The organism is Caulobacter sp. GW822-FHT01G02 (assembly GCF_058802865.1).
In genome coordinates this window covers 289,712-302,467 of sequence record NZ_JBXAON010000006.1, presented here as the reverse complement: position 1 = coordinate 302,467, position 12,756 = coordinate 289,712, and the positions used below count along the sequence as shown (strand labels likewise).

General features: G+C 67.5%; 11 protein-coding genes and 1 tRNA gene. 5 read left to right on the top strand and 7 right to left on the bottom strand.

The genetic code is table 11. From position 1 onward, the window contains the following. Nucleotides 1-287: 287 nt before the first annotated feature. Both AC1RNC_RS19020 and AC1RNC_RS19015 read left to right on the top strand, forming a co-directional pair. Nucleotides 288-3,014: a TonB-dependent receptor gene (locus tag AC1RNC_RS19020; RefSeq protein WP_492887865.1), complete on the top strand. Its 2,727-nt coding sequence runs from the start codon at nt 288-290 to the stop codon at nt 3,012-3,014. 143 nt (nt 3,015-3,157) lie between these two features. Further along, the gene (locus AC1RNC_RS19015) at nt 3,158-4,267 is read left to right on the top strand and encodes a hypothetical protein (protein ID WP_492887864.1); all 1,110 of its coding nucleotides are present in this window, start codon (nt 3,158-3,160) and stop codon (nt 4,265-4,267) included. Here AC1RNC_RS19015 and AC1RNC_RS19010 read toward each other — a convergent pair. Together AC1RNC_RS19010 and AC1RNC_RS19005 are read right to left on the bottom strand one after the other, a co-directional pair. Beyond that, a complete protein-coding gene (locus tag AC1RNC_RS19010; protein ID WP_492887863.1) occupies nt 4,264-4,578 on the bottom strand; it encodes a hypothetical protein in 315 nt (104 codons plus the stop codon). The two genes, AC1RNC_RS19015 and AC1RNC_RS19010, sit on opposite strands and share 4 nt — an antisense overlap. A gap of 273 nt (nt 4,579-4,851) precedes the next feature. After that, nucleotides 4,852-4,927: transfer RNA gene (locus AC1RNC_RS19005), tRNA-Ile, on the bottom strand. Between the two features lie 151 nt (nt 4,928-5,078). Here AC1RNC_RS19005 and AC1RNC_RS19000 point away from each other — a divergent pair. Further along, nucleotides 5,079-5,828: an SIMPL domain-containing protein gene (locus tag AC1RNC_RS19000; protein WP_492887862.1), complete on the top strand. Its 750-nt coding sequence runs from the start codon at nt 5,079-5,081 to the stop codon at nt 5,826-5,828. Between the two features lie 118 nt (nt 5,829-5,946). Here the strand turns inward: AC1RNC_RS19000 and AC1RNC_RS18995 are convergent, their stop codons facing one another. Both AC1RNC_RS18995 and panD read right to left on the bottom strand, forming a co-directional pair. Further along, nucleotides 5,947-6,408 carry a hypothetical protein gene (locus AC1RNC_RS18995; protein WP_492887861.1) on the bottom strand — a complete coding sequence of 154 codons (462 nt, stop codon included), beginning with the start codon at nt 6,406-6,408 and terminating at the stop codon, nt 5,947-5,949. Further along, the gene (panD, locus tag AC1RNC_RS18990; protein ID WP_099576484.1) at nt 6,408-6,764 is read right to left on the bottom strand and encodes an aspartate 1-decarboxylase; all 357 of its coding nucleotides are present in this window, start codon (nt 6,762-6,764) and stop codon (nt 6,408-6,410) included. Before panD ends, AC1RNC_RS18995 begins: the two co-directional genes overlap by 1 nt. 185 nt (nt 6,765-6,949) lie before the next feature. Between panD and AC1RNC_RS18985 the strand changes: the two genes are divergently transcribed. Both AC1RNC_RS18985 and AC1RNC_RS18980 read left to right on the top strand, forming a co-directional pair. After that, complete coding sequence (locus AC1RNC_RS18985; RefSeq protein ID WP_492887860.1) at nt 6,950-7,603, top strand: hypothetical protein; 654 nt, start codon at nt 6,950-6,952, stop codon at nt 7,601-7,603. Nucleotides 7,604-7,605: 2 nt separating this feature from the next. Continuing rightward, nucleotides 7,606-8,508 carry a M23 family metallopeptidase gene (locus AC1RNC_RS18980; RefSeq protein ID WP_492887859.1) on the top strand — a complete coding sequence of 301 codons (903 nt, stop codon included), beginning with the start codon at nt 7,606-7,608 and terminating at the stop codon, nt 8,506-8,508. Here AC1RNC_RS18980 and AC1RNC_RS18975 read toward each other — a convergent pair. The 3 genes from AC1RNC_RS18975 to AC1RNC_RS18965 all read right to left on the bottom strand — a co-directional run bounded on the left by AC1RNC_RS18975 (nt 8,505) and on the right by AC1RNC_RS18965 (nt 12,657). Further along, a complete protein-coding gene (locus tag AC1RNC_RS18975) occupies nt 8,505-9,344 on the bottom strand; it encodes an alpha/beta hydrolase (RefSeq protein ID WP_492887858.1) in 840 nt (279 codons plus the stop codon). The genes AC1RNC_RS18980 and AC1RNC_RS18975 overlap by 4 nt on opposite strands. An 8-nt stretch (nt 9,345-9,352) precedes the next feature. Next, a complete protein-coding gene (locus AC1RNC_RS18970) occupies nt 9,353-11,143 on the bottom strand; it encodes a long-chain-acyl-CoA synthetase (RefSeq protein WP_492887857.1) in 1,791 nt (596 codons plus the stop codon). A gap of 134 nt (nt 11,144-11,277) precedes the next feature. Continuing rightward, complete coding sequence (locus tag AC1RNC_RS18965; RefSeq protein ID WP_492887856.1) at nt 11,278-12,657, bottom strand: class II 3-deoxy-7-phosphoheptulonate synthase; 1,380 nt, start codon at nt 12,655-12,657, stop codon at nt 11,278-11,280. Nucleotides 12,658-12,756 lie beyond the last annotated feature (99 nt).

Sequence of the window (12,756 nt, the reverse complement as noted above, 5' to 3'; positions counted from 1 at the left end):
CGGCGAATAACAACCGCACTGCAATTATTTGCAAGAATTTGCAGAACCAGCGACAGCCTGTCAATCCGTCCGACCGACTGGATTTGCAGACCCTTCCAACAAATTTGCGTGGCACAAGTGGCGTAAAGAAGCCACACAGCGCCCCATTCCGGTGACCCCACGGCGAGCCTGACGCCAGATTTGCAATTTTTTGGGTTGATTACAGCGCGTTAATTTGCGGTAGTTTGCAACAACGGCCCGATCGCAAGTTTGCAAGAGCGCAGAGCCGGACAGGGAGGGAGCATTCCATGGACACCCAATTTTCGCGTCGCCGCGCGTGGCTGATGGCCGGTAGCGCCACGGGCCTGGCCCTGGCGTTCGCCGTGGCCGGCTCGGCCCAGGCCCAGACCACCGCCGCCACGGCCCAGGACGACAGCAAGGTCGAAGAGGTCGTCGTCACCGGCATCCGCCGCGGCATCGAAGGCGCCATCTCGCTGAAGAAGAGCTCGACCTCGATCGTCGAAGCCGTCTCGGCCGAGGACATCGGCAAGCTGCCGGACATGTCGATCGCCGAGTCGATCGCCCGCCTCCCCGGCCTGACCGCCCAGCGCCTGGACGGCCGCGGACAGGTCATCTCGATCCGCGGCCTGGCCCCGGACTTCACCACCGCCCTGCTGAACGGCCGCGAGCAGGTCTCGACCGGCGACAACCGCGGCGTCGAGTTCGACCAGTATCCGTCGGAACTGCTGAGCGCCGTCGTGGTCTACAAGACCCCGGACGCCGGCCTGATCGGTCAGGGCCTGGCCGGCACCGCCGACATGCGCACCGTCCGCCCGCTGGCCTTCGGCAAGCGCGCCCTGGCCATCGGCGCCCGCTATGAGTGGAACGACATCGGCGCCCTGAACGCCGGGACCAAGGCCCACGGCAACCGCCTGTCGATCTCGTATATCGACCAGTTCATGGACGGTAAGCTAGGCTTGGCTTTGGGCTACGCCCACATGGAGTCGCCCTACCAGGCCGAGCGCTGGAATTCATGGGGCTATCCCACCGACGCCTCAGGCAACCTGGTGATCGGCGGCGCCAAGCCGTACGTGCAGTCCAGCATGCTGAAGCGCGACGGCGTCATCGGCGTCCTGGAGTTCAAGCCCACCGACAATTTCAGTTCGTCGCTGGACGTCTTCTATTCGAAGTTCAAGAACCACCAGATCCAGCGCGGCATCGAACTGCCGCTGGTCTGGGGCGGCGTGCCGCTGACCGGCGCCCAGGCCTCGGGCGGCTTCGTCAACAGCGGCGCCTTCAACGGCGTCAAGGGCGTGGTCCGCAACGACGGCAACGACCGCGACGCGACCATCAAGTCGGTCGGCTGGAACAACAGGTTCAACGTCGGCGACGACTGGACCCTGGTCAGCGACCTGTCGTGGTCGAAAGTCGACCGCACCGACCAGATCGTCGAGAGCTATTCGGGCACGGGCCGCTCGGGCGTCGGCGCGACCGACAACATGACGTTCTCAATGAACGACGACGGCGTGGCGATCTTCAAGTCGACCCTGAACTACGCCGATCCGAACGTGATCAAGCTGACCAGCCCGCAAGGCTGGGGCGGCGACATCATCACCGGCGGCCAGGACGGCTATCTGAACCAGCCGCACATCGAGGACGAGCTGAAGGCGGTCCGTCTGTCGGCCGCCAAGGCGCTGGATGACGGCCTGTCCAGCTTCGAGATCGGCTTCAACTATAGCGAACGCTCCAAGGGCCTCGTCAACGACGAATGGTTCCTGCGCGTGAAGGGCTCGCCGGCCAGCGTCGCGATCCCCTCGTCGGCCATCGTCGGCACGACCTCTCTGGCCTTCATCGGCATCGCCGGCATGGTCAGCTACGATCCGTTCGCCCTGATCAAGAACGGTACGTACGACCTGGTTCGCAATCCGAACGCCGACGTGCTGGTCAAGAGCTGGGACGTCGAGGAAAAGGTCACGATCGGCTATGTGAAGGCCAATATCGACGCGGCTGTCGGCAGCGTGCCGGTCACCGGCAACTTCGGCTTCCAGATCGTCAACACCGACCAGAGCTCGACCGCCCTGGGCGCCAGCGGCACCGGCGCGGGCGTCACCCGCGCCAACCTGTCGGGCGGCAAGACCTACACCGACTTCCTGCCCAGCATGAACCTGCAGTTCCACCTGCCGGCCGAGCAGACCCTGCGCTTCGCCGTCGCCCGCACCCTGGCCCGCCCGCGGATGGACCAGATGCGCGCCAGCACGCAGTACAGCTTCGACGCGGCCAAGGGCGGCAATACCGACATCAACTTCTCGCCGTGGAGCGGCACGGGCGGCAATCCGGACCTCGAGCCGTGGCGCGCCGACGCCTATGACGTGTCGTACGAGAAGTACTTCGGCCGTCAGGCCTATGTCTCGCTGGCCGCCTTCTACAAGGATCTGAAGACCTACGTTTACGACCAGAGCATCATCTACGACTTCACCGGCTTCCCGACTGGCGGCAACCCGGAACCGGCCACCCGCAAGGGCCTGGTGACGACCCCGCAGAACGGCAAGGGCGGCACGGTCAAGGGCGTCGAATTCGCCGCCTCGATCCCCGGCGCGCTGTTCACCGACGTGCTGGACGGATTCGGCGCCACCTTCAGCGCCTCGTACACCGACAGCTCGATCCACCCGAACCCGAACGACCTGAGCACCCCGATCCCGGGCCTGTCGAAGAAGGTCGCCAACCTGACCGTCTACTACGAGAAGAACGGCTTCTCGTTCCGCGTCAGCGACCGCTACCGCTCGAAGTTCCTGGGCGAGGTCACCGGCTTCGGCAACGGCCGCAACTACCGGATGGTCAAGGGCGAGTCCGTCGTCGACAGCCAGATCGGCTACACCTTCAGCGACGGCCCGATGGAGGGCCTCTCGGTCCTGGCCCAGGTCAACAACCTGACCAACGAGCCCTTCGTCACCTACCAGAACAACGATCCGCGCCAGGTCATCGACTACCAGAACTACGGTCGCACCTATCTCGTCGGCCTGAACTATCGGTTCTAAGCCGACCACTCCTTCCCCGAAGAAGCCTTGGCGCCCCTGTCGGTCCTGCCCGACAGGGGCTCTTTTTCGCCTGAAGCTTCGCCTTTCAAGCTCTCTTTAGGATTGAGCCGGATAGTGCCGCCCATCTGGGGGAGCGCACGATCATGCCGACCAAGTCCATCCGTCTGGCCATCCTGCTGGCGAGCGCCGCCGGCGGCTTGAGCGCCTGCGCCACCCGCGAGGAGGTCGCCGCCCTGCGCCAACCAGCCATGCCGCCGGTCGCCGTGGCCAAGGCCTCGCCCGCCCGGGCCTTCTATCGCAACGTCGCCGTCCAGGCCGTCGAGGGCGCGCCGGAGTTCCGCTGGTTCGATGGCGGCGCCGTCGTCACCACCCGCCCGACCCGCGTCCAGGTCGTCGAGAGCCTGAACAACCATCTGCGCCGCGCCGAGATGCTGGCCCCGACGCGGCTCGACGCCGAATACATGCTCTACACGACCTTCGAAGAGCTGCGCGGCCCCAACGTCTGGTGGGGAACCGACAAGCTGGCCTCGGCCCGCGTCACCTTCCGCCTGGTGCGCTGGCGCACCGGCGAGGTAGTCCGCGAGAAGACCCTGGAAGCCTCCTACGAGGCGCGCTGGACCGGGATCACGCCCGACATCGCCCGCGCCGCCATCGCCGGTCCGCTGGGCGTCTCGCGCGACCGCGTGCTGGCCCTGCCCGGCGGCGCCATCGGCGGCGTCGCGCTGGGCTACTACGTCAACCAGAACCTGATCGTGTCGATCTATGACGCGCCCTATGCCGGCCTCGTCGGCGCGGCCCAGGCCGCCGCCATCGGTGGCCCCAGTCGCCTGGGCCCCGGCTTCGACGCCGCCTTCAGCACCGCCCTGGCCGTCGGCACGGCCTCGGGCCGCTTCCAGGACCTGGAGGCCATGCTGGCCGGCGGGGTGATCAGCGCGGCCGGCGCCGCAGCGGGTCCCGTCCCGGCGGGCCGCGAGATGTCGCAACTGGGCGAGGTCACCACCGCCTTCAATGGCCGCGAGCGCCGCCTGGCCGCCACGCGCGGCTTGATGGACCTGGCGTTCGACCTCTTCATGAACGAGCTCAGCCGCGACGGATCGGTGGTCTACAAGACGGCCGTCTCGTGCCGCGCCCTGAACGGCGACAGCGACCGCGGCCCCTACCTGGCCGAGACCGCGGGCGCCTACGCCGTCGACTGCCCCGGCGCGCGCTACAACGACGCCAAGACGACCAAGGCGTTTCCGAGCCAGTTCTAAAGCTTCTCCGCCCGCTCGGCCGCGCGGCGCCTGACCACGCGGAACAGCAGCGGCAGCAGGTCCCAGTTGAAAGCCCCGATCGCGAAGCCGAACAGATAGGCCTCGCGCATCGGCGCCCAGGGGATCAGCGGCAGCGCCGCCTTGACGAAGAACGCCGCCAGGATGACGGCCGAGGCGGTGGCGCAGGCCAGCCGGATCGTCAGCTCGCGCGGGCTCGCGCCGCTCGGCGCGCCCACCTGCACCAGGCCATAGACGGCCACGCCGCCGAGCGCGCCCACGATCGCGCGCAGGCGGTCGGGATCGATGTCCATCACGGCCTCCTTACGGCCTGGGATCTTGGGTGACGGCGTCAGGACGTTCCGGTCCGCATCGCGGCCGCGACGGCGCCGGAACGTCCTCGCCGTTAACAAATGTGCCTAGGTCTGACGGCGGAGTCGATTGGCGTTGGAAGCGCATGCGTCCGAGTCTGACGTGGACTCACGGCGATCCTATAGCCACTCAGAATTAGAACGAAAGCAGAACGGATGGCGCGATTGATCTCCATGCGGCGTCAGCCGCCTGAGGGTCCTTGAACTTCGGGGTGGTGGTAGGCCTGGAGGGACTCGAACCCCCAACCAGACCGTTATGAGCGGTCGGCTCTAACCATTGAGCTACAGGCCCGCGCGGATACGTGTGAGCGTACGCGAGAGCGGCGGATTAGCATGAGCCGAACGCGGCTTAAAGCTCCGGTTCAGGTTGGAGCTGTCATCAGGGAACGCATAGCTGTCCGGCAGCGCTTCCCTTGCCTTGGACGGACCTGGAGAAAAGAACGATGACCAACACCGCGCGCCACCCCGCCGCCTTCATCCTGCCCGCCCTGATCGGCGGCGCGCTGCTGATGGGCGCCGCCGCGCCGGCCCTGGCCCAGACCAGCGCCGACTCGGCGTTCAAGGCCACGACCTTCAGCCTGTCGGCCTATGGCGAGACCCGCGTGGCGCCGGACATGGCCACCATCACCCTCGGCGTGCAGACCGAGGCCCTGACCGCCGGCGAGGCCCTGAAGGCCAACGGCGCGCGCATGAACCAGGTGATGGCCGCCCTGAAGAAGGCCGGGATCGCCGAGCGCGACGTCCAGACCTCGAACCTGAACCTCAACGCCCAGTACGCCTATGAGCAGAACCAGCCGCCGAAGCTGACCGGCTATCAGGCCTCGAACCAGGTGACGATCACGGTCCGCGACCTGGCCAAGCTGGGCGCGACGGTCGACGCCACGGTCAATGCCGGCGCCAACACGGTCAACGGCATCAGCTTCGGCCTCATCAATCCCCAGGCCGCCGAGGACGCCGCGCGCCTGGAAGCCGTGAAGGCCCTGCAGGCCAAGGCCGAGCTCTATGGCCGCGCCACCGGTTACAAGGCCGTGCGCCTGGTCAATCTGAGCGAAGGCGGCGGCTACCAGCCCGCGCCGCCCCCAATGCCGGTGTTCGCCATGGCCAAGCGCGAAATGGCCGACTCGACCAGCATCGCGGCCGGTGAGCTGAAGGTCCGCATCGACGTCAGCGCGACGTACGAAGCCGCCAGGTAGGCGATATTCGCCTGGAGCCGCCCTCGCCCTTCGACAAGCTCAGGGTGAGGGCTACTTCTCGCGGTGATTGAGTCGAAAACCTCATCCTGAGCCTGTCAAAGGACGAGGTTTTCGCTTCCTAGAAGCCCGCCTTCTTGAAGGCCCGCTCGACCCGGTCCTTGATCTCCAGCCCTGGCAGGGCTCGCTCGCCCTCCATGACCGCGACATAGGTCAGGCCGCGCGCCGGCTTGCCCTCGCCGGTCGGAACCGGGCCAATGGACCAGCCGACCGTGGCGCCGTTGGCCCCGCCGCTGGCGCAGCTGATGAAGCGGGCCGGCTTGCCCAGGCTTGCCTTCAGCAAGGTCTCGGCCGTGGTCTGCGCGCCTTCGCAGGACGGCAGGTTGCGCGAACAGGTGACATAGCCGCCGCCACGCCACACCAGCTTGCCGCTGGCGTCGGCGATCACGACGCAGGTTGAGGGCGAGCCGATCGACTTGCCGACCGACTGGGTCAGGACGGCCTCGTCCACGCCCGAAGGCAGCTTCGGCGAACAGGCCGAGAGACCCGCGGCGGCGAGAACAGCGAGCGCGATACGACGCATCAGGCCGCCTTCTTGATCAGATTGCCTTCGTCCAGCAGCACGACGGTCGGGGCGTAGTTACGGGCCTCTTCCGCCGCCATCTGACAGTAGGTCACGACGATCACCAGGTCGTTCTTCTGCACCAGGCGAGCGGCGGCGCCGTTGACGCCGATGACCTTCGAACCGCGCGGGGCCTCGATGGCGTAGGTCGTGAAGCGGGCGCCGTTGGTGATGTTCAGAACATCGACCTGCTCGTTCGGCAGGATGCCCGAGGCGTCCAGCAGGTCGCGGTCGATGGCGATCGAGCCTTCGTAGTCCAGGTCGGCCTGGGTCACCGTGGCCCGGTGCAGTTTGGCCTTCAGCATGGTGAGCAGCATGGCGGGGGCTCTATCCCTTTGAACGAAATGGAATTCTCTAGGCCGCCACACACAAGGCCCGAAACAGGTCACGCCATATAGACACGAACCCACAACCGTTCAATCGCGCCCTCTCAAGGCCAATGGTTAACACCGTGACCATTTCGCGCTAGGGTTTGAAAGAACGCGGTTCTTCGGGGGAAACCATGCGTCACGGAAAATGGCTGGCGGCGGCGGGAGCCGTCGTCGCGACCCTGGCCGCGGGAGCGGCCTTCATCTCGACCGGCAAGGCGCAGACGCGGGATGCGACCGGTGCGCCGGTCCCCGGCGCGGCGGCTGTCCGCCCCGGGATCGCGGCGCTGACCGCCCGGCCGCGCGGCCGCGTGGACTGGCAAGGCGCCGTCGGCGGTCTGCGCCAGTCGGCCAATGTCGGCGAGAGCCTGGCGAGCAACCTGAACCGCGAACAGGTCGACATGACCGCCGTGCCGATCCTGCTGCCCCAGGACGCCAAGCTGACGGCCGGGGCGCGGATCTACAGCTTCGGCGACTACTACACGATCACCAGCAACACCGCTGGCGGCCGCGTCTCGTTGAGCGGCACGACCGCCACCGTGCCGATGCCGGCGTCCAAGCCGCTGAAGATCGAGACCGGGCCGGAGATGCTGACGATCCAGCGCACGGTCGACGGTCAGTTGGCCAGCTTCGTGCGCTACGGGGTGCTCTACACCGTGGAGATCCGCTGCGACGCCGCCGGCGACCCGCGCTGCGCCGATGACAACTATGTGCTGGGCCTGGTCGGCAAGACCACCGCCGTGGTGATGGGCAAGGCCGCGCGAGACGCCGCCGGGCTGGGAGGTTGACCATGCGCCTCGCCCCGCTCCTGCTGGTCGCCGCCCTGGCCCTCGCGCCGCTGGCCGCCTGCGACGACACCACCAAGCCTCCGGCGCCCGGCGAGACGCCCAAGCCGCCCTCGCCCGAGCCCGGGCCTCCCCAGCCCGACGACACCCCGGCCGACGGCGGGGCCGAGCAGCCCTCCAGCGAGCCTGTGCCGCCCAGCCCCGATCCCGCGCCACAGCCGGCCGATCCGCCCGCGCCCTCGCCGGCCACGTTCGACCACGCGCCGGCCGGCGCGATCCCGGCCGGCCAGGGTCCGGGCTATCTGGACCGCACGGTCTGGTCGCCGAACATGTGCTGGCCGCTGGCCGAGGCCGGCTTCCCGAACTCGCAGGTCTACGGCCCCGGCGGCGGCATGGGTCCGCCCGGCAAGCCCAGCCAGTGCGACGCGCTGAACTACAGCCTGCCCTGGCATGACACCTTCTGCGAGGCCCGCTCGCGCGCGAACCCGCTGTGCGCCGGCGCTGGCACGGGCCACCAGGGGCAGGACATCCGTCCGGCCACCTGCAAGAAGAACGAGCACTGGGCCGTGGCCGCCGAGGCCGGCACGATCACGGACATCGGCTCGTACAGCGTCACCCTCGTGGCCAAGGCCCAACCGCACTACACCTACCGCTACCTGCACATGCGGATGTCGACCCTGGCGGTGAAGGAAGGCGACCAGGTCGTCAGAGGCCAGAAGCTGGGCAAGGTGTCGAACGACTTCGGCGGCACGCCGACGACCATCCACCTGCACTTCGAGCTGCGGGCCGGCGTAGCGGGCGTGACCACCGACGGCAAGGCCGTGGCGCTTCAGACCTTCCTGCCACCGTATCTCAGCCTGGCCGAGGCCTATCAGCGCAAGCTGAACGGCCAGGCCTGCGGAAGCTAGCCTACGGCTGTCTTGAGGAAGGCGACCATGTCGGCCAGCAGCGTGGACTTGCGGCGGAACAGGCGCGACAGGGCCAGCACCGGCCCGGCGTGGCCCATGCCGGCGTAGTGGCGCTCTTCGACCCTGGCGCCCGCCTCGCGCAGGGCGGCGGCCAGTTTGCGGGTGTTGCGAGGGCGGACCACCGTGTCCTGCTCACCGGTGGCCAGAAACGCCGACGGCGCGTCGGCGCGCGCGAAGGCGGCCGGCTGGGTGGCGGCGAGATCGTCCGCCTCGCCAAAGGTGCGGATCGTCACCGGGCTCTCCAGCGGCAGGAAGGCGTAAGGTCCCGACAGGCCGACGAAGGCGCGGATCACGCGGGGCTCGACCGCGACGGCGCGCAGCCAGCGCGGGTCCAAGGCCAGCATGGCGGCGTTGTAGGCGCCGGCCGAGTGGCCGATCAGAACGATGCGGCCAGGATCGCCGCCCAGGCTGGCGGCGTTGTCGACCGCCCAGCGCACCGCCGCCGCGCCATCCTCCAGGAAGCCCGGATAGCGGACCTCGGGATAGAGCCGGTAGTCCGGGACCAGCGCCAGGAAGCCCTGGGCGGCCAGGGCGCGCGCCACCCAGCGATAGTCCTGGCGGCGGCCGGTCTCCCAGGAGCCGCCGTAGAAGAAGATCGCCACCGGCGCCGGGCCGTCGGCCTTCGGTGGCGCGTAGACATCGAGCCCGCCGCGCGGTCCCTCGGCATGCCCCGCGTCGTGGGTCACGCGCCGCGCGAGGTCCTTCGGCGCGATCAGGGCGAACAGTTGCAGCGGCGAGAACGCGGCCAGCAGGCGCTTGATCGCTCCTTTGGTCACGGGCGGCCCTAAAGTTTGAAAGCCCCGCTCTCGATCTTGGCGTGCAGGGCCTTGGTGATCTTCACATAGCCCTTGGCCGGATCGCGGAAGTACAGCGGATCCCTGGTCTTGGCCGGATCGAAGCCGTCATTGACCAGGTCGATCTTGCGGTACTTGAAGGTGCCGGTCGTCTCGATCTGCTGCTGCAGGCGCACGAACAGCGGACGGGCGTAGCTGGGCAGCTGCTCGTCGACGTGCTTGCCGAAGGCCTCGATGTCGAAGCCTCCTTCCAAGACCAGCGCCGCCATGCCGGCCTTGCCGTCCAGGTCCCCGACCTTGACGCCGTAGACGTTGACTTCCAGCACGCCTTCGAAGCCCGCGATGCGTTCGGACACCTCGCTGGTGGCGACGTTCTCGCCCTTCCAGCGGAAGGTGTCGCCGATACGGTCGACGAAATAGATGTAGCCGTCGCCGTCGACCTTCATCAGATCGCCGGTGCGGAACCAGGCGTCGCCCTTCTGGAAGACGTCGTGCAGCACCTTCTTCTCGGTGGCGGCCTTGTCGGCATAGCCGGTGTAGTTCGAGCGGGCGTCGCTGCCGATATGGCCGATGCACTCCCCGACCTCGCCCGGCGCGACCTCGATGCAGCAGCCGTTCGGGCCGCGGATCGGCATCTCGGCCTCGACGTCGAACTTGACGATGCGGATGTTGAACTTCTTCTTCAGATAGCCGGGGATCCGGCCGATCGCGCCGCGCCGGCCATCGAAGTTGAACAGCGAGACGTTGCCCTCGGTCGCGCCGTAGAACTCCAGCACCTCGCCGACCTTGAAACGGTCCAGCATGTCGTTCCAAACGTCGGGGCGCAGACCGTTGCCGAAGATCATGCGGATCTTGTGGGCGCGCTCCAGCTCGTGCTCGGGCTGGTTGGCCAGGTAGCGGCACAGCTCGCCGATATAGACGAACATCGTGCAGTTCTCGGCGACGATCTCGGGCCAGAAGTGGGTGGCCGAGAACTTCTTGCGCAGCACGATCGAACCGCCGTTCAGCAGGCCAGCGCCCATGGCGCAGAGGCCGCCGGTGGCGTGGTATAGCGGCAGCGTCACGTAGATGCGGTCGGTCTCCTTCGAACCGGTGGAGCCGGCGAAACCGCGCATATAGAGCTGGGCGCGCATGTGGGTGATGCGCGCGGCCTTGGGCAGGCCCGTCGTGCCGCTGGTGAAGATGTAGAGCGCGGTGTCCTTGGCGACGATGCCGTCGCGGGCCGTCTCGCGGTCGGGACGCAACTGGCTGCAGCTCTTCAGCGCCTTGACCAGGTCGCGCTGCTCGCCGGTCACAGGCCCCAGCACCCACTGGTGCATGTGGCGCTCCAGCTGGCCCTTGACGTCCTCGAAGCAGGGCGAGGTCTCGGGGTCGACGATGCAATGCAGGGCCTGAGAGATGTTCAGGCAGTGCGCCAGCGCCGCGCCGGTCAGCTGGTTGTTGATCAGGGCCGTGGCCACGCCGACCTTGGTCAGGCCATACCAGATCGCCAGGTATTCGAGGCGATTGGGCATGAACAGCGCCACGGTCTGGCCCCTCGTCAGCCCCAGCCCCTTGGCCCAATGGGCATAGCGATTGGCGATGGCGTCGAGCTCGGCGTAGGTGACCGACTTGCCTTCGAAGGTGATCGCCGGGCGATCGCGCCACTTGTCGACCGCGGCTTCCAGGTCGTCACAGATCAGGTTCGGGCTGTCGGGAGCGATCGACTTCACGCGCTTCAGCGTCCGGGAAAGTCCCTTCAGAAACCGGATTTCCCGCTTGATTGTCTGACGCAAACGCATTCGTCTCTCCCTTAAACAACCATTGGAGAGCGCCGCGCGACGGGTCAAGACGCCGCGCGCTGCATCGCAAACCTTTCAATGTTCGCCCAACCTGAACGGCGATCAGTCAGGATCACCGTATCCGGCGCCGATCGTCAGCCGGCGGCGAGACGGCGTTGCTCGTCGCGGGCCGACTTCAGCTTCTCGGCCACCAGGAAGGCCAGCTCCAGCGCCTGCTCGCCGTTCAGACGCGGGTCGCAGTGCGTGTGGTAGCGGTCGGCGAGCTCGGTCTCGGAAACCGCGCGCGCGCCGCCCAGGCATTCGGTGACGTTCTGGCCGGTCATCTCCAGGTGGACGCCGCCCGGATGGACGCCCTCGGCCTGGGCGATCTCCACGAAGCTCTTCACTTCGCTCAAGATGCGGTCGAACGGACGGGTCTTGTAGCCGGTCGAGGCCTTCAGCGTGTTGCCGTGCATCGGGTCGGTGGCCCACACCACCGAACGACCGGCCGACTTGGTCGCCCGCATCAGGCGCGGCAGACGATCGGCGATCTTGTCCGAACCGAAGCGGCCGTACAGCGTCAGGCGGCCCGACTCGTTGTTGGGGTTCAGCACGTCGATCAGACGCAGGAGATCGTCGGCCTCCATGGTCGGGCCGCACTTCATGCCGATCGGGTTCTTCACGCCCTTCATGAATTCGACGTGCGCGCCGTCCAACTGGCGGGTGCGCTCGCCGATCCACAGCAGGTGGGCGCTGGTGTCGTACCAGTCGCCCGAGGTGCTATCGATGCGGGTCATGGCTTCCTCGAAGCCCAGCAGCAGGGCCTCGTGGCTGGTGAAGAACTCCACCTGGTGCATGCCCGGGTGGCTCTGGGGCGTGACGCCAATGGCGGCCATGAAGGCCAGGCTCTCGGTGATCTTGTCCGACAGTTCGCGGTAACGCGCGCCCTGCGGGCTGTCGCCGACGAAGCCCAGGGTCCAACGGTGGATGTTGTGCAGATCAGCGTAGCCGCCGCTGGCGAAGGCGCGCAGCAGGTTCAGGGTCGCCGCCGACTGGCCATAGGCCTTCAGCAGGCGATCCGGATCCGGCACGCGTTCCTCGGCCGTGAAGTCCATGCCGTTGATGATGTCGCCGCGATAGGACGGCAGGGTCTCGCCGTCGATCGTCTCGACGGGCTCCGAGCGCGGCTTGGCGAACTGGCCGGCGATGCGACCCACCTTCACCACCGGCTTGCCGCCGGCGAAGGTCAGCACCACCGCCATCTGCAGGATCAGGCGGAAGGTGTCGCGGATGTTGTCCGCGTGGAATTCCTTGAAGCTCTCGGCGCAGTCGCCGCCCTGCAGCAGGAAGGCCCGGCCCTCGGCCACGTCGCCCAGCAGGCTCTTCAGGCGGCGCGCCTCGCCGGCGAAGACCAGCGGCGGCATCTGGCGCAGCGTCTGCTCGACCCGCTCCACCGCGCCCATGTCCGGATAATCGGTGGGCATGTGCTTGGCGGGCTTGGCTCTCCAGGCGGCGGGGGTCCAGCGGGCGGTCATGACAAGGCTCGATAACTGAAAGGGCGGCGTAGATACCGCGAAAGGAACCAAAAGGCAAAATCATGCGGTTTAACACCGCCGATCCACCCAGGCGAGAAA

Excerpts from the sequence above, each read along its gene's own strand:
- AC1RNC_RS19020 (WP_492887865.1), top strand. The coding sequence starts at position 288 with ATGGACACCCAATTTTCGCGTCGCCGCGCGTGGCTGATGGCCGGTAGC.
- AC1RNC_RS19015 (WP_492887864.1), top strand. The coding sequence starts at position 3,158 with ATGCCGACCAAGTCCATCCGTCTGGCCATCCTGCTGGCGAGCGCCGCC.
- AC1RNC_RS19010 (WP_492887863.1), bottom strand. The coding sequence starts at position 4,578 with ATGGACATCGATCCCGACCGCCTGCGCGCGATCGTGGGCGCGCTCGGC.
- AC1RNC_RS19000 (WP_492887862.1), top strand. The coding sequence starts at position 5,079 with ATGACCAACACCGCGCGCCACCCCGCCGCCTTCATCCTGCCCGCCCTG.
- AC1RNC_RS18995 (WP_492887861.1), bottom strand. The coding sequence starts at position 6,408 with ATGCGTCGTATCGCGCTCGCTGTTCTCGCCGCCGCGGGTCTCTCGGCC.
- panD (WP_099576484.1), bottom strand. The coding sequence starts at position 6,764 with ATGCTGCTCACCATGCTGAAGGCCAAACTGCACCGGGCCACGGTGACC.
- AC1RNC_RS18985 (WP_492887860.1), top strand. The coding sequence starts at position 6,950 with ATGCGTCACGGAAAATGGCTGGCGGCGGCGGGAGCCGTCGTCGCGACC.
- AC1RNC_RS18980 (WP_492887859.1), top strand. The coding sequence starts at position 7,606 with ATGCGCCTCGCCCCGCTCCTGCTGGTCGCCGCCCTGGCCCTCGCGCCG.
- AC1RNC_RS18970 (WP_492887857.1), bottom strand. The coding sequence starts at position 11,143 with ATGCGTTTGCGTCAGACAATCAAGCGGGAAATCCGGTTTCTGAAGGGA.
- AC1RNC_RS18965 (WP_492887856.1), bottom strand. The coding sequence starts at position 12,657 with ATGACCGCCCGCTGGACCCCCGCCGCCTGGAGAGCCAAGCCCGCCAAG.